This window comes from Eubacterium xylanophilum ATCC 35991 (genome assembly GCF_000518685.1).
GTDB lineage: Bacteria > Bacillota > Clostridia > Lachnospirales > Lachnospiraceae > Eubacterium_F > Eubacterium_F xylanophilum.
On record NZ_JAEB01000012.1, the window covers coordinates 32,759 to 50,883 of the forward strand.

General features: G+C 41.5%; 17 protein-coding genes. 14 read left to right on the plus strand and 3 right to left on the minus strand.

Features of this window, described 5'->3' with window-relative positions; genetic code table 11:
- Window positions 1-3 precede the first annotated feature (3 nt).
- From L877_RS0103200 to rnr, 4 genes are all read left to right on the plus strand, one after another.
- Window positions 4-732, plus strand: coding sequence for a cell division protein FtsQ/DivIB (locus L877_RS0103200; protein ID WP_026834862.1), 729 nt, complete (start codon window positions 4-6; stop codon window positions 730-732).
- 146 nt (window positions 733-878) lie between these two features.
- Window positions 879-2,210, plus strand: coding sequence for a cell division protein FtsZ (ftsZ, locus tag L877_RS0103205; RefSeq protein ID WP_423219297.1), 1,332 nt, complete (start codon window positions 879-881; stop codon window positions 2,208-2,210).
- 40 nt (window positions 2,211-2,250) lie between these two features.
- On the plus strand, window positions 2,251-2,493 hold the full coding sequence (gene secG, locus L877_RS0103210) for a preprotein translocase subunit SecG (protein WP_026834864.1): 243 nt from the start codon (window positions 2,251-2,253) through the stop codon (window positions 2,491-2,493).
- An 80-nt stretch (window positions 2,494-2,573) separates the two neighbouring features.
- Window positions 2,574-4,706, plus strand: coding sequence for a ribonuclease R (gene rnr, locus L877_RS0103215; RefSeq protein ID WP_026834865.1), 2,133 nt, complete (start codon window positions 2,574-2,576; stop codon window positions 4,704-4,706).
- 853 nt (window positions 4,707-5,559) lie between these two features.
- On the opposite strand, the gene L877_RS13335 is transcribed toward rnr, so the two are convergent.
- Window positions 5,560-6,423 carry an AraC family transcriptional regulator gene (locus tag L877_RS13335; RefSeq protein ID WP_051437645.1) on the minus strand — a complete coding sequence of 288 codons (864 nt, stop codon included), beginning with the start codon at window positions 6,421-6,423 and terminating at the stop codon, window positions 5,560-5,562.
- Window positions 6,424-6,743: 320 nt separating this feature from the next.
- Between L877_RS13335 and L877_RS11965 the strand changes: the two genes are divergently transcribed.
- The 6 genes from L877_RS11965 (at window position 6,744) to L877_RS0103260 (ending at window position 13,153) form a co-directional block, all read left to right on the plus strand.
- The gene (locus L877_RS11965) at window positions 6,744-8,183 is read left to right on the plus strand and encodes an MATE family efflux transporter (protein WP_084554749.1); all 1,440 of its coding nucleotides are present in this window, start codon (window positions 6,744-6,746) and stop codon (window positions 8,181-8,183) included.
- A gap of 244 nt (window positions 8,184-8,427) precedes the next feature.
- The gene (smpB, locus tag L877_RS0103240; RefSeq protein ID WP_026834867.1) at window positions 8,428-8,892 is read left to right on the plus strand and encodes an SsrA-binding protein SmpB; all 465 of its coding nucleotides are present in this window, start codon (window positions 8,428-8,430) and stop codon (window positions 8,890-8,892) included.
- An 87-nt stretch (window positions 8,893-8,979) separates the two neighbouring features.
- A complete protein-coding gene (gene thrC, locus L877_RS0103245) occupies window positions 8,980-10,461 on the plus strand; it encodes a threonine synthase (protein ID WP_026834868.1) in 1,482 nt (493 codons plus the stop codon).
- Between the two features lie 21 nt (window positions 10,462-10,482).
- Window positions 10,483-11,331 (plus strand): damage-control phosphatase ARMT1 family protein, encoded by an 849-nt coding sequence (locus tag L877_RS0103250; RefSeq protein ID WP_026834869.1) that lies wholly within the window; start codon window positions 10,483-10,485, stop codon window positions 11,329-11,331.
- A gap of 13 nt (window positions 11,332-11,344) precedes the next feature.
- Window positions 11,345-12,118: a phosphoribosylformimino-5-aminoimidazole carboxamide ribotide isomerase gene (gene hisA / locus L877_RS0103255; RefSeq protein WP_026834870.1), complete on the plus strand. Its 774-nt coding sequence runs from the start codon at window positions 11,345-11,347 to the stop codon at window positions 12,116-12,118.
- A gap of 54 nt (window positions 12,119-12,172) precedes the next feature.
- Window positions 12,173-13,153, plus strand: coding sequence for a Gfo/Idh/MocA family protein (locus L877_RS0103260; RefSeq protein ID WP_026834871.1), 981 nt, complete (start codon window positions 12,173-12,175; stop codon window positions 13,151-13,153).
- 818 nt (window positions 13,154-13,971) lie between these two features.
- Here L877_RS0103260 and L877_RS0103275 read toward each other — a convergent pair.
- Window positions 13,972-14,718, minus strand: coding sequence for a DUF3169 family protein (locus L877_RS0103275; protein ID WP_026834872.1), 747 nt, complete (start codon window positions 14,716-14,718; stop codon window positions 13,972-13,974).
- 4 nt (window positions 14,719-14,722) lie between these two features.
- A complete protein-coding gene (locus L877_RS0103280; RefSeq protein ID WP_026834873.1) occupies window positions 14,723-14,926 on the minus strand; it encodes a helix-turn-helix transcriptional regulator in 204 nt (67 codons plus the stop codon).
- A gap of 268 nt (window positions 14,927-15,194) precedes the next feature.
- Between L877_RS0103280 and thiS the strand changes: the two genes are divergently transcribed.
- From thiS to L877_RS0103300, 4 genes are all read left to right on the plus strand, one after another.
- Window positions 15,195-15,389, plus strand: coding sequence for a sulfur carrier protein ThiS (gene thiS, locus L877_RS0103285; protein WP_026834874.1), 195 nt, complete (start codon window positions 15,195-15,197; stop codon window positions 15,387-15,389).
- Between the two features lie 79 nt (window positions 15,390-15,468).
- Window positions 15,469-16,248: a thiazole synthase gene (locus tag L877_RS0103290; protein WP_207637223.1), complete on the plus strand. Its 780-nt coding sequence runs from the start codon at window positions 15,469-15,471 to the stop codon at window positions 16,246-16,248.
- A gap of 129 nt (window positions 16,249-16,377) precedes the next feature.
- Complete coding sequence (gene thiH / locus L877_RS0103295; RefSeq protein ID WP_341349123.1) at window positions 16,378-17,532, plus strand: 2-iminoacetate synthase ThiH; 1,155 nt, start codon at window positions 16,378-16,380, stop codon at window positions 17,530-17,532.
- The gene (locus L877_RS0103300) at window positions 17,525-18,124 is read left to right on the plus strand and encodes a thiamine phosphate synthase (RefSeq protein WP_026834877.1); all 600 of its coding nucleotides are present in this window, start codon (window positions 17,525-17,527) and stop codon (window positions 18,122-18,124) included. The genes thiH and L877_RS0103300 overlap by 8 nt, the downstream gene beginning before the upstream one ends.
- Window position 18,125 lies beyond the last annotated feature (1 nt).

The following is an 18,125-nucleotide window of genomic DNA, read 5'->3' on the forward strand; positions in this document are numbered from 1 at the left end:
GGTATGAGTCGAAAATTAAAGACGATTCTCATTACAGTGGGTTCCCTTGCGGTGGTAATACTTATTTTGGGATTTCTGTTTGAGGTAAAAACAATCCAGGTTGAGGGCAATACATTCTTTTCAGACGAGGTAGTTGCCAAGGAAGTATGTAATTCAGTGATAGAGAAAAATGTTCTGACAGCCAGAATGAGATTTCTCTTGGGTCTCTCACCAAAGCTTCCGTATGTGGACAGTTACGAGATGACATTTCCCGACCGTGGTACGATTAAGATTACGTTGAATGAGAAAAAGATTGTGGCTGGTATAAGATATATGTCTCAGTATATATACTTTGACAGAGCGGGGATTGTTCTCAGAAGTTCAGATGTAGAGGAAGAGGGAATACCGGTTTTTGAGACTGAGGCGGAGACAACATTTTCACTATATGAGAAGGTTCAGATGAAAAATGCCAGTCAGCTGGGACAGATTATGAACCTGGCAGAGCTTTTTGAGGCATATGACGTTCATTGGGACAGAGTGGAGTTTGATTCCATGGACAATGCAACACTATATTGCGGGGAGACGGATATTAAGCTCGGCAAGAAAGATGACTATGACACGCAGATTTCTGCTCTCTCTGAGATTTTGAAGAAAATCGAGAAAAACAAACTCAGTGGCTCGATTGACATGACAAATTACAAGTATAATGACGATGTGAGCCTTAGAAGAAAGAATAAAAATCAGTCAAAATAAAAAAAATTATAAAATTGACTTGATATTTTTGTAAAAAAAAAGTATTATATAGTATATATGCATAAATTATTATTGAATAATTCTACTATAATGTATCTATAAAAGGTGTGCAATTATGCGATATATATTACCAAGGAGGATTTATCGTGAGTATTGAAGTAAGCAATGCGGGATCACAGTATGCCGCAAAGATTTTGGTTGTAGGAGTAGGTGGAGCAGGCAATAATGCTGTCAATCGTATGGTCGATGAAGGTGTGCAGGGTGTAGATTTTGTATGCATTAACACAGACAAGCAGCATTTGCAGCGTTGCAAAGCCCCAGAGAATATCCAGATTGGTGAGAAACTTACTAAGGGATTGGGTGCAGGTGCAAAGCCTGAAGTTGGAGCAAAAGCAGCAGAAGAGAATCATGAAGAGATTGAAAAACTTGTTCAGGATTATGATATGGTATTCATCACTTGTGGAATGGGTGGTGGAACAGGTACAGGAGCAGCTCCTGTTATTGCAAGAATTTCCAAAGAGTGTGGAGCTCTTACAGTAGGTGTCGTTACAAGACCATTTACATTTGAGGGAATGACTAGAAAGAAGAATGCAGATGCCGGAATAGATGAGATTAAGAAGAATATTGATACATTGATTGTTGTTCAGAATGACAAGTTGCTCGCAAATTGCGACAGACATACAAGAATGGATGATGCATTTGCTATGGCCGACTCAATTCTTCAGCAGTCAGTACAGGGAATCACGGATTTGATTAACCTTCCAGCTCTTATCAACCTCGACTTTGCCGATGTTGAGACAGTTATGCGCGATAAGGGTATTGCACATATCGGCGTTGGAAGCGGACGTGGAGAGAATAAGTGTATCGATGCGGTTCAGGCTGCTATCTCAAGTCCATTGCTTGAGACTAGTATTGACGGAGCTACTGATGTTATTATTGGTATTTCCGGAGATCTTGGTATGCTTGAGGTTAACGATGCAATCACATATGTTGGAGATCGTCTCGGCGAAGATGCCAATATCATCTTCGGTGCCAGAATCGAAGGCGAGGAATCAGAAGAGGTTGTTGTTACTGTTGTTGCCACAGGTATCAAGGAGACAGAGCAGGTTAAGAGAGGAAATGTGTTTAAGCCTTCTATGGGAAGAGCACAGGCACCTACACTTGACTTTAGTTCACCATCCAATATCAATGTGGCTCGTCCAAAGCAGTATGAGAGACCATCATTCCTCAGTGGTGGATCTGCCAATAGAACAGCACCAACATTTGGTTCAAGCATGAGAACAGAGACTGCGAGTGCACCTACACATCGCCCTGCTACTTCAAGCGTAGCACCAAGTCCTGCTAGCTCATCACCAGCTCCATCAGTAGGTGCTTCTAGACCAAGCGGCAACGGAATCGGCATTAGCCGTCCAAGCGCAGCAAGTTCAGAAAATGATGGAATCAAGGTTCCTGCTTCATTGATGAAGAAGAGGAAATAATTAGATAATCGATAATATTAGATTAGGAGGAAAACAAGACATGAGTACTATGGTAAAGACAATCATTGAGGTTGCTTACATTGTTGTTTCAATTGCAATTGTTATTGTTGTATTGATGCAGGAAGGAAAGTCTTCTGGTCTCGGAGCTGTGACAGGTTCAGCTGACACATATTGGAGCAAGAACAAGGGACGTTCCGCAGAAGGAAAGCTTGTAAGAATTACAACCGTTCTCGGTGCATTGTATATCATTGGATCATTGGTATTGTGCAAGTATATGGCATAGTCAATGACAATAATTTAGAAAGTATAACCTCTGACTTCTAATTAGAGTCAGGGGTTTTTTTTGGAAATAGGAGAATGATAATGGCGAAAGATCGCAGTGACATATTATATGAATTCATAAAAGACAAAGATTACAGACCGATGCGGGCGAGAGAGTTGGCTGCATTTTTTTGCGTGCCCAAAAACGAGAGGGGGCAGCTCCACGATATCCTAGATGATTTGGAGAGACAAGGTAAGATTTCCATGGATTCTAAGGGGAGATACCTTCCTATTGCGGAGAAAAAACACATCGGAACATTTATGGGAACCGCTAGGGGCTTCGGTTTTGTGGGCCTTGAGGGCCGTGATGAAGATATATATATACCGGAGAAGTACATAGGGAGTGCGTTGGATGGCGATACTGTCAGAGTTCAGATTTTCAAAAGCAAGCGCAACAATAAGAGCAAAGCCGAGGGAAAGATTGTAGAAGTTGTGGAGAGAGCCAATGAAACTGTAGTTGGTGTATTTGAAAAAAATCAAAACTTTGGATTCGTAATTCCGGACAGAGACAAGCTGATGACTGATTTCTATATTCCCAAATCGAAGACCATGGGAGCCAGAAATGGCGAGAAAGTCGTGCTTCGAGTGACTGATTTTGGAGATGGGAACAAGCATCCCGAGGGAGAAATAGTAGAGGTCTTGGGGAAGCCCGGGAAACCCGGTGTGGATATTCTATCTGTGGTTAGGAGCTATGGAATTCCGGAAGATTTTCCTGATGAAGTGGTGAGACAGACCCATGAGGTTCCTGATTCTATAGACGAAAAGGGCATGGCGGGGAGGACAGATTATCGCTCCTATATGACGGTGACCATAGATGGCGAGGACGCTAAGGATCTGGATGATGCCATAACTCTTGTGAAAACGGAGGACGGATTTGAGCTGGGAGTTCACATAGCCGATGTGACATATTATGTAAAAGAGGGCTCCCAAATCGACAAGGAGGCGCTAAAGAGGGGGACAAGTGTCTATCTTGCAGACAGAGTAATCCCGATGCTGCCGGAGAAATTGTCTAACGGAATTTGTTCTCTAAATGCAGGTGTTGACAGGTTCACTCTCAGCTGCTTGATGAAGTTTGATAAAGATGGCAAGATGCTCTCCAGCAAGATAGAAGAGTGTATCATAAACGTGGATCATAGAATGAGTTATTCTGTCGTAGGTGATATTATAGGAGCGGAAAACCAGGAAAATGTTCCGCCTGAGTATAAGAAGCAATACGGCGGCTTTGTGCAGATGTTTTTTGACATGCAACAGCTGGCCAGAATGCTGAAAAAAAGGCGAATCAAGCAGGGTTCTATAGAATTTGATAGCACTGAATCCAAGGTGATATTAGATGATAGAGGAAAAACAATTGATATAATACCTTATCCCAAGAATGAGGCCAATGATATTATCGAGGAATTTATGTTGGCGGCAAATCAGGCTGTTGCAGAGGAGTCCTTCTGGCGTGAAATCCCATTTGTTTACAGAGTACACGCGGAGCCGGATCTTGAGAAAATCAAGGAACTTAGCAATATAGCAGCAAAGTTTTCATATAAGCTTCGAATAGCGGATGACAAGATTTACTCCAAGACGCTGCAGAAGTTTTTGGAATCGCTTGAGGGGTCGGAGCACAGAGGATTTCTGGATAGACTTGCTCTTCGATCTATGAAGGGAGCGGAGTACTCAGTAAATTGTGATGGCCACTTTGGGCTTGCCATGAAATATTATTGTCATTTTACATCGCCGATCAGGAGATATCCGGATTTGCAGATTCACAGGATTCTGAAGGAGAACATAGGAACATCCATGGCTGACAAGAGGTTCAAACACTATGAAAAAATCCTAGAAAATGTTGCCAGCGAGTCAAGCCGTCTGGAACGCCGTGCAGAGGAAGCAGAGCGAGAGGTGATTAAGCTTAAGAAAGCTGAGTATATGCTTGGAAGAATCGGTGAGACTTTTGAAGGTAAGATTAGCGGCATTACATCTTGGGGAATCTACGTGGAGTTGGAAAATACTGTGGAGGGAATGATTAGACTATCTGATCTTCGCGATGATGTATATTCTTGCATTGAAAATGAGTACAGAGTTGTGGGAAAATATTCCGGTAAGGAGTACAACCTTGGCCAGAGCGTCACGATTCGCGTGGCAGATGTTAATCTTGCACTCAGAACAATTGATTTTACAATAGAAGAGTAAGACAATAAGGAAACGCATATTGCTGGTCTTACTCACGTCGTTCGTAAGACAATAAACGCATACTGCTGGGGGGCTGTCGCACTAACAATTAAAAAATTGTTAGTGTTCAGCTCCTTTTTCTTCTCGGTACGTTCTTCTATACTTGTCTTGCTCTGGGGGGAAACGTACGGATAGATTTCTTTTTTCTTGCTTTTTTTCCGTACTTTTCTTTTTCTCGTCTTCTGTTTTAGATGCGGATTACGGCTAGATTCTCTTATTTCTTGTTTTTTTGCCGTACTTGACTTTTTTCTCGTGGATCCCGTCCTCTGTTTTGTGTGCAAATTACGGCTAGAATCTAATATTTCTTGTTTTTTGCCGTACCCACGCCCCAACCCCCTGGTACACGCTTCCACCTCTTTCCTCTCGGTACGGCTAGATTTTCATATTATTCTTTTTTTGCCGTACTCACGCTCCAATTCCCTGGTACACGCTTCCACCTCTTTCCTCTCGGTACGGCTAGATTTTCATATTATTCTTTTTTTGCCGTACTTACACCCTAATCTCCCGTTACACGCTCCCCATCTTCCCCCTCAGTACTTTCTGCAAGAACATTGGCAGCACCTTTTGTCAGATACTTCTAAATTGCATATCCTGCTAATGTCTTACTCACGTCGTTCGTAAGACAATAAACGCATATTGCTGGTCTTACAAGCTTTGCTTGTAAGACAATTATTTTTTTGGAGGAATGTCAGCACTAGATAAGTATAATAAAACAGGAAGAGGTCAACCAGAGAGAGACTTCAATGCGCATGCATTGCGTCTCGAGTAGGTTGGACTCTTCCTGTTTTTAGACTGTCTTAGTGCGACAGCCCCATTACGTATGTAATTTCCTATAATCTCTTGGGGTGCATCCCTTGAGTTCTCTGAAAACTCTATTGAAACTGGACAAGCTTTTGAATCCCGATGAAAAGGCGATATCTGTGATGGAATTATCAAAATCCGCCAGAAGTTGCCCTGCGAGCTTAACTCGCTGCAGATTCAAGTAATCGATATATTTGTAGTTAGTTACTTTTTTGAATGTTTTTGAGAAGTAGCTGGGACTAAATCCACAGTAGTCTGCCACTTCGTTGAGCGAGATATCTCGCTTGCAATTATCAGCTATATATCGCACTGCATCGTTTATCGCATCGATTGTTTGCTTGGAGAAATTATTTGTTTGAGTTGGCATACTCCAATAATTGTTCTTTAGAAGCATGGAAAAGCTAATAAAGAAATTGAAAAGCGAGATGGTTTTATAGATAGAACTAAACTCGTTGCCAACTCGGGCATAATTGAATATTTCCATGATATAACTTATCATGCGCGAACAGTGCTCGGATGTATTGCTCATGTTGTGGGAGATATAGTGTATATCCTTCATGTGATTATATCGGGATGAGAAGTCCTTTTGTTCTGTTATAAGACCTGGATAAACCTGGAGTGCGATAATCTCTTTGTTCGGATTCGCCACGATTTCGTGCAGGTCTCCGGGCCAGATGAATAGCAAATCTCCTTTGTTTAGAGAATAGGTCGTTCCGTGAATATTTATCTGATTATGACCATCTCCCTCGCCATATCCCAGTAGAATTTCTATGTGATTGTGCCAATGCGCGGGATACTTATCCGGATAATTATCCTGATTTATAGTATTTATGTCCTCGGATAGGTTGAGTATCTCCTGCGTATCTGATTTTTTCATAATATACCCCCTTGAATTACATATTTTTTGGGAAAATATTCCGACTCGGACTATTTTCTCACATATCCATTATATCCCATATTTTGACACTTGTGAAGAAAAAAACAAGAAAATACAAAAAAATTTTTTAATCATGACAAGATAATACATTGAAAAGTGCGTAAATATCGTGTATTATCAGAAAAGTTATTTTTTTAAAGTTTTTTTATCTTGTGCTTAATAGAACAAAAAATGGGCAGTTTTAGACAAAAATTGATTAGCTTCTTTTTTTGGATAATGTAAAATCAATATTGAAAGAATGAATGGAGAGTGGTAACGATATGAATAAATCAAAAGTTGTAGATATGACAAGCGGAACACCTATACGTCATATTTTGGTATTTACAATACCGTTATTGATTGGTAATATTTTCCAGCAGTTATACAACATGGTTGATTCTATTGTTGTCGGAAAGTACGTAGGAAAGGATGCACTGGCTGCAGTTGGTGCGTGTGGATCTATGAATTTTCTGTTTTTTGCTCTTAGTTCTGGATTGTCAATTGGAATAGGAGTTATTGTTTCGCAATACTTTGGAGCAAAGGATGACAAAAATGTTCGCTTAACTATTGCAAATTCCGTGTATGTTTTGTGTGCTTCCTCACTCATTGTCTCCTTGCTTGCCATAGCATTGGCAAAGTATATTCTTATTCTTCTTGGCACGCCTGAGAGCATATTGGCAGATTCGGTTCTATACGCAAGAACAACTTGTGCGGGAATTTTGGCCATTGCAATCTACAATGGAGTTGCCTCTATACTCAGGGCTTTGGGTGACTCCAGGACGCCTTTGTGCTTTTTGATACTGTCAAGTATTGTCAATGTCTCACTTGATTTATTTTTTGTGATACTACTTCACATGGGAATTTTAGGGGTTGCGCTCGCGACTGTCGTAGCGCAAATAATTTCAGCTGTCACATGTGTGATATATGCATTAAAAAAAGTCGACTATTTTCGCTTGAGCAAAGAGGAGATGAAGCCTAATAAGCTTCTTATCGTCAGATGTTTCAAGCTCGGTGTGCCACTCTCACTTCAGTCTTCGATGATTGCTATATCCTGTATGGCATTACAGGGTGTGGTTAACACTTATGGGGAAGATGTTATAGCTGCCAATACTATAACTAGTAGAGTAGAGATGATTGTACAGATGGGATTTTCGTCAATTGCTTCGGCGTTGACAGTATTCTCAGGCCAAAACATCGGTGCTGCCAAGGTTGAACGTGTTAAGAAAGGGTTCTGGCAATCCGTTGTTGTTGCAGTCATATTTAGTATTATACTAATTCCTTTTATGTACATCCTTGGTTCAAAGATTACATCGATATTTGTCAGTGAACAAAGTGTTGTGGACATTGGATATGGAGCTCTCAAATTCACCAGCCTTTTCTACATTTTCTTGGGAATGATATATATGCCAAGAGCTCTGTTAAATGGATGTGGTGACACAGCATTTTCGATGATCAATGGAGTTACAGAGGTTATATGTCGCGTTCTGTTCTCTCAGTTGTTCATGCACTTGGCATTTCTCGGATATTGGGCTGTATGGGGTACAACGGTAGCTACCTGGTTCTTTACATCGATTGTATGCATGTATAGGTATTTCAGGGGCAAATGGATCAGTAAGTCTCTCGTGGCAGCAGACGAGAGTCTTGGTGAGCCAAAAGAAAATAGAAAAAAAGAGAAAGGCTTGTTGGGTAGAATTAGATTATCCGCAGGTCGAGCAGGATGAAAGCAATGCTTGTGAAATGATGAAAAGCTGTTTACCACCTATTGCTAACCAGGGTGATTACAGCTTTTTTTCTTGCTCTCTGGCGTGCATATTGTTGACTTTACGGAACATTTTCGCTATAATTGATATGTCTATGCAAATTCGTGATAAAGGAATCGCATACTGCTGGTCTTACTCCCTAAGGTCGTAAGACATTAAGGATGCAGATTTTGTATGTGAAAACTGCGAGAGATGAGGTTATATAATGGCAAAGGAAAGCACGAAGTTAATTGCCAACAACAAGAAAGCTTGGCATGACTATTTTATAGAAGAAAAGTACGAGGCGGGGATTGAGCTCTCAGGAACAGAAGTCAAGTCCATTCGCATGGGGAGATGTAGTATCAAGGAGTCTTTTGTGCGAATTCAGGATGGCGAGGTGTTTATCTATGGGATGCATGTCAGCCCCTATGAAAAGGGAAATATTTTTAACAAAGATCCACTGAGAGTGCGAAAACTCTTACTTCACAAGTCGGAGATAAGAAAGCTTGTTGGAAAAATGGCCCAAAAAGGTTTTACCATTGTTCCGTTGCAGGTATACTTTAAGGGAAGTTTGGTAAAGGTGGAGATAGGGTTGGCAAAAGGAAAGAAACTCTATGATAAACGCGCGGATATTGCCAAGAAGGATGTTAAGCGCGAGGCAGAGAGAGATTTTAAAATCCGCAATTTGTAATTTTTTATTTGGTTATCACACTTTACAACCTTGTGTTTTCGTGATAAACTAGATAATTATGAATATAAGAAAGGAAAGGTGTCAAAGATGGCAACACTTTACAAGAGTACAAGAAGTGAAGGAACTAAGGTAACAGCGTCTGAGGCGATTCTCAAGGGACTTGCAGATGACGGAGGTTTGTTTGTGCCAGAGAGCATTCCACAGCTCGACAAGAGTTTGGAGGAGTTATCAAAGCTTGGCTACAAGGAAACTGCATATGAGATTATGAAATTATTCTTCTCCGATTTTACAGAGGAGGAGTTAAAATATTGTATTAATGGTGCATACGATGAAAAGTTTGACACAGATGTGATTGCACCACTTGTAGAGAAAGATGGAGCATATTATCTTGAGTTGTTCCACGGAAAAACTATTGCATTTAAGGACATGGCGCTCTCAATCTTGCCATATCTTATGACTACATCAGCAAAGAAGAACGGAGTTAAGAATGAGATCGTTATCCTCACAGCAACATCCGGAGATACAGGAAAAGCTGCATTGGCTGGCTTTGCAGATGTTGAGGGAACAAGTATCATTGTATTCTATCCTAAGAATGGAGTTAGCCCAATTCAGGAGAAGCAGATGCTCACACAGAAGGGTGCCAATACTAAAGTTGTAGGTATCATCGGTAATTTTGATGACGCTCAGACAGGCGTTAAGATGATGTTTAATTCCAAGGAACTTGCAGCAGAGATGGATGCCAAGGGATATCAGTTCTCTTCAGCGAACTCTATCAATATTGGACGTCTCATCCCACAGGTTGTTTACTATGTATATGCATATGGACAGCTTGTAAAGGAAGGAAAGATTCAGGTAGGAGACAAGATTCAGGTTGTTGTTCCTACAGGAAACTTTGGAAATATTCTTGCAGCTTACTATGCTAAGAACATGGGACTTCCTATCGAGACTCTCTACTGCGCATCAAATGAGAACAAAGTTCTCTTTGACTTCTTCGAGACCGGAAAGTATGATAGAAAGAGAGATTTTATTCTCACAACTTCTCCTTCAATGGATATCCTCATCTCAAGCAACCTTGAGAGACTTATTTACCTCATCGCAGGAGAGGATGCTGCTAAGACCAAAGAACTCATGGATGCATTGGTTAATGAGGGTGAGTATACAATCACTGATGATATGAAAGCTAAGCTTAGTGACTTTGTAGGCGGTTATGCAACTGAAGATGAGACACATGATAGAATCAAGGAAATCTATGACAAGACAGGTTATATCATGGACACTCATACAGCTGTAGCCAGTGCAGTATATGCTAAGTGTGCAGCTGATAAGGACATTCCTACGGTTATTGCATCAACAGCAAGTCCATATAAATTTACCAGAAGCGTTATGAACTCAATCGACAAGAAGTATGATTCTATGGGAGACTTCGAGTTGGTAGATGAGCTCAACAAGCTTTCAGGTGTTAAAGTTCCTAATGCAATTGAGGAGATTCGCTCTGCTGACATCCTTCATGACATTGTCTGCGACAAGTCAGAGATGGAGAAGACAGTCAGAGATATTCTTGGAATCTAATTAATTACCGGGAGAGTTAACTTGAAGATATCAGAAAAATGTGTTAAGTGTCTCTATGATAAGCAAGCCAAGAGGGCTTCTTATCATGGAGAGTACTTAGCTGAAATAAAGAAGATAATTGATAACCGCACAGATAGTGATTCAGCGCCTTATATGGTTTATAAGTTCAATAAGGTGTACGAGCGATATTTTGGTGCGGTTAAAAGTTTATGTGAGGAAAAGAAAAAGTACAACAATATGGTCCTAGAGATGGAAGCTAGATTAAGGGAGAAGATTCTTCAATCAGAAGATCCCCTTAAAACTGCTCTTGTTCTATCGAGGATTGGAAACTATATCGACTTTGCCGCGCAGGATGATATTGATGATGAGACCTTTTTGGAGCTTTTCAGTGATATAGCTATGCGCGATGATGAGCAGAGTGTATATGAGTCATTTCTAGAGCAGTGCCAACGGGGTAAAAGTTTTTTGCTAGTGGCTGATAACTGTGGAGAGATTGTACTGGATAAGCTTTTTGTGGAGGAACTCCAAAAGCAGTTTCCGCATTTAGAAGTATATGTAATGGTGCGTGGAGCCGAGATTCAAAATGATGCAACCTTGGAGGATGCCAATTATGTGGGAATTCAGAATGTAGCTAAACTTGTTACAAATGGAGCTGCAATCCCCGGTGTTGTCTATTCAAAGCTTGATAGTGAGGCGCGGAATATTTTTCTTGAGTCGGATATAATTCTGGCAAAGGGGCAGGGGAACTATGAGTCGCTATCGGGGAATGGTTGGCATATTTTCTATACTTTTTTGTGCAAATGCGAGGGATTTACAGAGCGTTTTAATGTAAGCAAATTGACGGGGATGTTTGTGGAGGAGATGGAATAGAGGAGGAAGACTTGTGAAGTTTAGACCGTGTATTGATATACATAATGGAAAAGTAAAGCAGATTGTGGGCGGCTCGCTCAAGGATGAGGGTGATGTGGCGCTTGACAACTATGTGTCGGAGCTACAGGGCGCCGATTATGCAAGGTTATATAAGGAGCGTGGGCTTATAGGTGGCCATGCTATCATACTCAATCCGGTTGGGAGCGAGTACTACGATAAGGATGTAGAGCAGGCCAGAGGTGCCCTCGAGGAGTTTAGTGGGGGCTTGCAGATTGGCGGCGGAATCAATTCTTCTAATGCAGAGCGATTTATAGATTATGGTGCGAGCCATGTCATAGTGACTTCTTATGTTTTTGTCGATGGAAAGATTTACCGCGACAGATTACATGAGATGATATCAGCTGTAGGAAAGGAGCATCTGGTACTGGATCTCAGTTGTAAGAAGAGAGATGACAAGTACTATATAGTCACGGATAGGTGGCAGAAGTTTACCGAGCAACCTCTGGATAGGGAACTTATGGAAGAGTTGGCTGACAGCTGTTCTGAGTTTTTGGTTCATGCTGTGGGTGTAGAGGGCTCCAAAAGCGGTATAGACGGAGAATTGGTAAGCCTATTGTCTGAGAATATTTCTCTTCCAATTACATATGCGGGTGGAATTGGAAGTTATGAGGACATTGAGGAGATTGACAGACTGTCTGATGGAAAACTTGATTTTACTGTGGGAAGTGCACTTGATCTGTTCGGTGGAACTCTTGAGTTTGAAAAACTCGCGGCAAGATATAAGTAGGATAAGCAGCTTTTGAAGCTTGCTATCAAATAAATTTATAAGGGGATATGAGGTATGAAGACAAAATGGGGAATTTTAGGAACTGCAAATGTGGCTGATTGGGGGACAATCCCGGGAATGCTAGAGGCTGAAGGGTGCGAGATCTATGCCATCGCCGGCAGAAATGCCGAAAAAGTTGAGAGGTATAAAGAGAGATTTGGCATCAAAGTAGGATATGTGGGATATGATAAGCTTCTTGAGGATGAAAATGTTCAGGTGGTCTATATTCCATTGCCGAACCATATTCACAAGGAATGGGTAGAAAAAGCGATTCTCGCAGGAAAAAATGTTCTGTGCGAAAAGCCTATTGGAATGAATGCAGCGGAAGTAGAGGAGATGTATGCTCTTGCGAAGGAGCATGGTGTGGTTTTGATGGAGGCATATGCATATCTTCACAGCCCTTATATAAAGGCGCTTAAGAAGATTGTATCTTCCGGAGAGTTGGGCGATATAAAGTACATTGAGACGGCTTTTCTCACTCAGGGATATGCGGATGACATCAGGAACAAGAAAGAGTACGGTGGCGGTGCCATGTATGACCTGGGATGCTACTGCACGACTATGATTCTATCTCTTATTGATGCCAATGTGGTAGACGCCAAGGGAATTGCTGAGTTTTCAGACGGAGGCGTGGACACCAATACGGCGGGTCTTATGCGATTTGACAACGGAACGACCGCTTCCTTCAATGTCGGAATGAACCTTGGAATAGACAAAGTGGATGGTTATGCGAGATTTGACAGATTATTTATCCATGGAACCAAGGGAAAGGTTTTCTCAGATGTGGAGTACAATCAGGCCGGAGAACTTGAATTCACAGTGGAAACCAACGGCGTGAGAAGAACTGAGAAGGTCAGCGTCGGAAATAACTATAAGTTGGAAGTTGAGCAGATGAACAGAGTTACAAATGAGGGAGAGGATGCATATATCACTCCTGAGTTCTCTGTGAAGAATGCCAAAGTTATAGACATGATATTGAATTCTATGGGTTACTAAATAATACATGAAAAGGGCGTCCCCGTTAGATGGTGAATATCCATCTTGGAGACGCTATTTCTTTAAGGAAACGCATGTTGCTGGTCTTGCTCCCTGCGGTCGTAAGACAGTTTATGAGAAGAATTCTTGAGTCGGAGGAGGGTAAAATATAGAATAGGCATGCCCCGAAAGTGGAATGAGGAGATCCCGGGAGAGAGAAGGGGCATGCCAAAAAGGGAAATATAAAATAGGCATGCCCCGAAAGTGGAATGAGGAGATCCTGGGAGAGAGAAGGGGCATGCCAAAAAGGGAAATATAAAATAGGCATGCCCCGAAAGTGGAATGATGAGGTCCTGGGAGAGAGAAGGGACATGCCAAAAAGGGAAATATAAAATAGGCATGCCCCGAAAGTGGAATGAGGAGATCCTGGGAGAGAGAAGGGGCATGCCAAAAAGGGGAATATAAAATAGGCATGCCCCGAAAGTGGAATGAGGAGATCTTGGGAGAGAGAAGGGGCATGCCAAAATGGGGAATATAAAATAGGCATGCCCCGAAAGCGGAATGAGGAGACTCCGGGAGAGAGAAGGGGCATGCCAAAATAGGAAATATAAAATAGGCATGCCCCGAAAGTGGAATGAGGAGATCCTGGGAGAGAGAAGGGGCATGCCAAAAAGTGGAATATAGAATAGGCATGCCCCGAAAGTGGAATGAGGAGATCCTGGGAGAGAGAAGGGGCATGCCAAAATGGGAAATAAATACGGATGAAAAATGAGTTTTTCATCCGTATATAGAGGAATCGCATATCGCTGGTCTTACTCCTTCCAGTCGTAAGACATTTATCACTCAACTTCGATTTTATCCTTGCTATGAATTATATAGGATATATTAAGTGTTGCCCAGATTATAAAGACAAATACAGCTGACATAAAGTTAGCTCCCTGAGCCATGCATGACATATGTGCTATAATCCAGAGTATGATACATACGATATTTGCCTCTGAGAATGCGTGATATCCAGCCTTGTAGATCTGATATTTTTCGGCTTCATCACAGCTTTTAATCCAGACATCCTTGAATTTTAGGTCGAGAACTTCGCCTTCCTTTTCTTCATTAAACTGCTTGATAATATTAACAGCTTTTGATTGGAGTACCACAATCCAGGTAAGAGTGAATACGAAAGCGACCATCGAAGCTATAAACAATGGAAAGTTGCTCTTAACCAATGTAGCTCCATGAGAAGTAGCTGTGAAAAGGAAGAATGAGATGATCATAGTAAAGTTGGTGATACTGAGGATCTTCTCAAGTTTTTCCATTATGATATCGATGGAATCATAGTCTTCGGGATCAACTGTTTTAGCCATGGAACGTGCCCTGGACAGAATGTATAGTGCGCATATAAAGGCGATAACTGTGTATGCTATCAACAAATATGGTGCAATAAACTTAAATCCATTGAAAATGGTCGAAAAGTCAAGCTTATGTCCGCGCTGGATTCGCATGGTGATAACACCTACGATTCCACCAAGAATTGTTGAAAGCAACACTGTAACAAAAAATTTAATTGTAATACTTTTTTTCTTATTCATAAAATTATTCCTCCGTATATTCAAAAACATCTTCTACTCTGACTTCGCACTGCTTTGCAATCTTAAGTGCCAATGTCACTGAAGGAGAGTAGTCTCCTCTTTCAATCTGAGAAATGGTCTGCCGACTGGTTCCTACTAGCTTCCCCATTTCTGCTTGGTTAATACCAAGTCTAGCTCGGTACTCTTTTAGGTGGTTTATCAATGGCATATGATATCCTCCTTTTCTTGTTATAAGTTATTTGATATTTCCGGAAAAAATAACTAATCATCGCTTGACAATCATTCATGTCAAAATGACAAGGATAATTGTCATTTGCTATGACACTATATTATCATTGACAAGGAAACTTGTCAACACTTTTTTTTTAAAACTTGAAAAAAATTTGCAGATATGGTAAAATTTTACGAGTGATTGTAGAGTAATCAAGCGTGGGTTTACCCCCAAAAACTCAAGTAAAATCAAAGGAAGTGAGCAGATGGTTAAGATTAACGGAGAAATTCATGATTATGCTGGCTTGACTATTGCCGACATGCTCGAGAAGATGAATTATAAGAGAGAAAAAGTTGCAGTTGAGGTCAACTACGAGATCGTCTCTAAAGCTGATTACGAAGCAACCCTCTTAAAGGACGAGGATAATGTAGAAGTTGTTCAATTCGTCGGTGGGGGTTGATTCTTGTAGGAATATTTTGCGGATATATCGCAGATTCTGATGGATATAGTATATAAACCAAAGAAAAGAGGTTAACAAGATGAGCAATATTAATGATGATAAGTTTGTATTAGCAGGACATGAGTTTTCTTCAAGATTTATTCTTGGTTCGGGAAAGTACTCTTTGAAACTGATAGAAGCTGCAGTAAAGTACGCAGGTGCTGAGATCATCACTTTGGCAGTTAGAAGGACAAATTCTAAGGATGATGAGAACATTCTCGATTATATTCCAAAGAATGTAACTCTATTGCCCAACACATCGGGAGCCAGAAATGCCGATGAGGCTATCCGAATAGCTAGATTGGCTAGGGAGCTTGGATGTGGAGATTTTGTAAAAATTGAGATTATGAGAGATACCAAGTATCTCCTTCCAGATAATCAGGAGACTATCAAGGCGACAGAGATTCTCGCCCAAGAAGGTTTTGTTGTTATGCCTTATATGTATCCTGACTTAAATGTTGCAAGAGACCTTGTAAATGCCGGCGCAGCATGTATTATGCCACTTGCTTCTCCTATTGGATCTAACAAGGGACTTGCCACCAAAGATTTCATCCAGATTCTCATCGATGAGATTGATCTTCCAATTATCGTTGACGCTGGAATCGGAAGTCCGTCACAGGCATGTGAGGCTATGGAGATGGGATGTGCGGCTGTTATGGCGAACACAGCTCTCGCCACAGCGGGAGACCTTCCGGTAATGGCAGATGCCTTTAGACAGGCGATTATCGCAGGAAGACAGGCTTACAAGGCAGGTCTTGGAAGAGTTCTCACAAGAGGGGCGGCTCCTAGCGATACATTAACAGGATTTTTGAGAGATTAATAAGAGAGGAAAGTGAAAACTTTGAGTAATCAGGACAATCAGTATTTTATCGATTCAGACGAATTATCTGAATCCGCACTTAAGAAGAAGCATTCTTTGGAAAATGATCCGTCATCCAGAACCAACCATATGGAATATATGGAGGGCATGGAGCATATCAAATCAGATATTATGGACAAAGTTTTGAGTGAGATGGAGTCCTATGACTATAATTCATATACGGCAAGAGATGTCAGCAGAGCATTGGCACATGACACTTGTTCTGTGGAGGACTTTAAGGCACTTTTGTCTCCGGCGGCAGCGCCATTCCTCGAGAAAATGGCTGAGAAAGCTAGACTTGAGACACAGAAGCACTTTGGAAATACAGTATATCTTTTTACACCTCTTTATATCGCCAATTACTGCGAGAATTATTGTGTATATTGCGGATTTAACTGCTATAACAAGATTAGACGTGTAAAGCTTGATATGGAGCAAATAGAGCACGAGATGCAAGTTATCGCCGACAGTGGTATGGAGGAAATACTTATCTTGACCGGTGAGAGCAAGGCATGGAGTGATATTAAGTACATTGGAGAGGCTTGTAAGATTGCCCGCAAGTACTTCAGAATGGTAGGAGTGGAAATCTATCCGGTCAATACTGAAGACTATCGCTATCTACATGAATGTGGCGTTGACTATGTCACAGTTTTCCAGGAGACATATAACAGTGATAGATATGAGGAATTGCATCTTATGGGACATAAGCGAGTATTCCCATATAGATTCGAGGCCCAGGAGAGAGCACTTATGGCAGGGATGAGAGGAGTAGCCGGCTCAGCGTTGCTGGGTCTGTCTGACTTCAGGAAGGATGCCCTTGCCAGCGCCCTTCATATGTATTATCTTCAGAGAAAATATCCGGCTGCCGAGCTATCATTGTCTTGCCCAAGACTCAGACCGATTATCAACAATGATACTATCAATCCGCTGGATGTTCACGAGAAAGAGCTTTGCCAGATTCTCTGTGCATATAGAATTTTCTTGCCATTCTGTGGAATCACGGTTTCCTCCAGGGAGAGCGAAGAGTTCCGCAATGGGATCGTGAAGATTGCAGCTACTAAGATTAGCGCCGGAGTGTCTACAGGAATAGGAGACCATGAGAGCAAGTATACAGGAAAGGAGAGCGAATCAGCTGAGGGTGATGAGCAGTTTGAAATCTGTGACAACAGAAGCTTTGGACAGATGTACAAAGACATGTCAGATGAGGGATTGCAGCCGGTGCTGAATGATTACCTGTATGTTTAAGATTTTGAGTATTACCAATCGAAGATTGTGTAAAGAAGACTTTAAAATTCGAATAAGAAAAGTTGCCTTGAGTGGAGTAGATGCTGTGATTCTGAGAGAGAAGGATCTATCGGAGTCAGAGTATCTTATGTATGCCACAGAGGTACTTAAGATATGTGAAGAATGTGGGATTACCTGCATTCTTCATACTTTTTATAATGTGGCAAAGGAGCTTGGATGTAGGAATATTCACATGCCTCTTTCGCTACTTGAGAGAATGGATGCCTGCGACAAGGATTTCTTTGACATGATAGGAACTTCGGTTCACTCAGTGGAAGAGGTGAAGCTTGCAGACAAGCTTGGTGCGAGATATGTTTTGGCCGGCCATGTATTTGCTACAGATTGCAAGAAGGGACTGGAGCCAAGGGGACTTGAGTTCTTGAGTGATGTCTGCGATGAGGCGGATATGCCTGTCTTTGCCCTGGGAGGGATAGGCCCTGAAAATGCCAAGCTTATCAGAGGGACAGGTGCGTACGGACTGGCAGTCATGAGTGGTTTGATGGATTGCGACAATCCGACGGACTATGTCAATTCGCTAAAGGCGGAGGAGTAAA

Coding starts and splice junctions, on each gene's coding strand:
- L877_RS0103280 (WP_026834873.1), bottom strand. CDS start 14,926: ATGCCATTGATAAACCACCTAAAAGAGTACCGAGCTAGACTTGGTATT.
- thiS (WP_026834874.1), top strand. CDS start 15,195: ATGGTTAAGATTAACGGAGAAATTCATGATTATGCTGGCTTGACTATT.
- L877_RS0103200 (WP_026834862.1), top strand. CDS start 4: ATGAGTCGAAAATTAAAGACGATTCTCATTACAGTGGGTTCCCTTGCG.
- L877_RS11965 (WP_084554749.1), top strand. CDS start 6,744: ATGAATAAATCAAAAGTTGTAGATATGACAAGCGGAACACCTATACGT.
- L877_RS0103300 (WP_026834877.1), top strand. CDS start 17,525: ATGTTTAAGATTTTGAGTATTACCAATCGAAGATTGTGTAAAGAAGAC.
- L877_RS0103275 (WP_026834872.1), bottom strand. CDS start 14,718: ATGAATAAGAAAAAAAGTATTACAATTAAATTTTTTGTTACAGTGTTG.
- thrC (WP_026834868.1), top strand. CDS start 8,980: ATGGCAACACTTTACAAGAGTACAAGAAGTGAAGGAACTAAGGTAACA.
- L877_RS0103290 (WP_207637223.1), top strand. CDS start 15,469: ATGAGCAATATTAATGATGATAAGTTTGTATTAGCAGGACATGAGTTT.
- thiH (WP_341349123.1), top strand. CDS start 16,378: ATGGAATATATGGAGGGCATGGAGCATATCAAATCAGATATTATGGAC.
- smpB (WP_026834867.1), top strand. CDS start 8,428: ATGGCAAAGGAAAGCACGAAGTTAATTGCCAACAACAAGAAAGCTTGG.
- L877_RS0103260 (WP_026834871.1), top strand. CDS start 12,173: ATGAAGACAAAATGGGGAATTTTAGGAACTGCAAATGTGGCTGATTGG.
- secG (WP_026834864.1), top strand. CDS start 2,251: ATGAGTACTATGGTAAAGACAATCATTGAGGTTGCTTACATTGTTGTT.
- L877_RS13335 (WP_051437645.1), bottom strand. CDS start 6,423: ATGAAAAAATCAGATACGCAGGAGATACTCAACCTATCCGAGGACATA.
- rnr (WP_026834865.1), top strand. CDS start 2,574: ATGGCGAAAGATCGCAGTGACATATTATATGAATTCATAAAAGACAAA.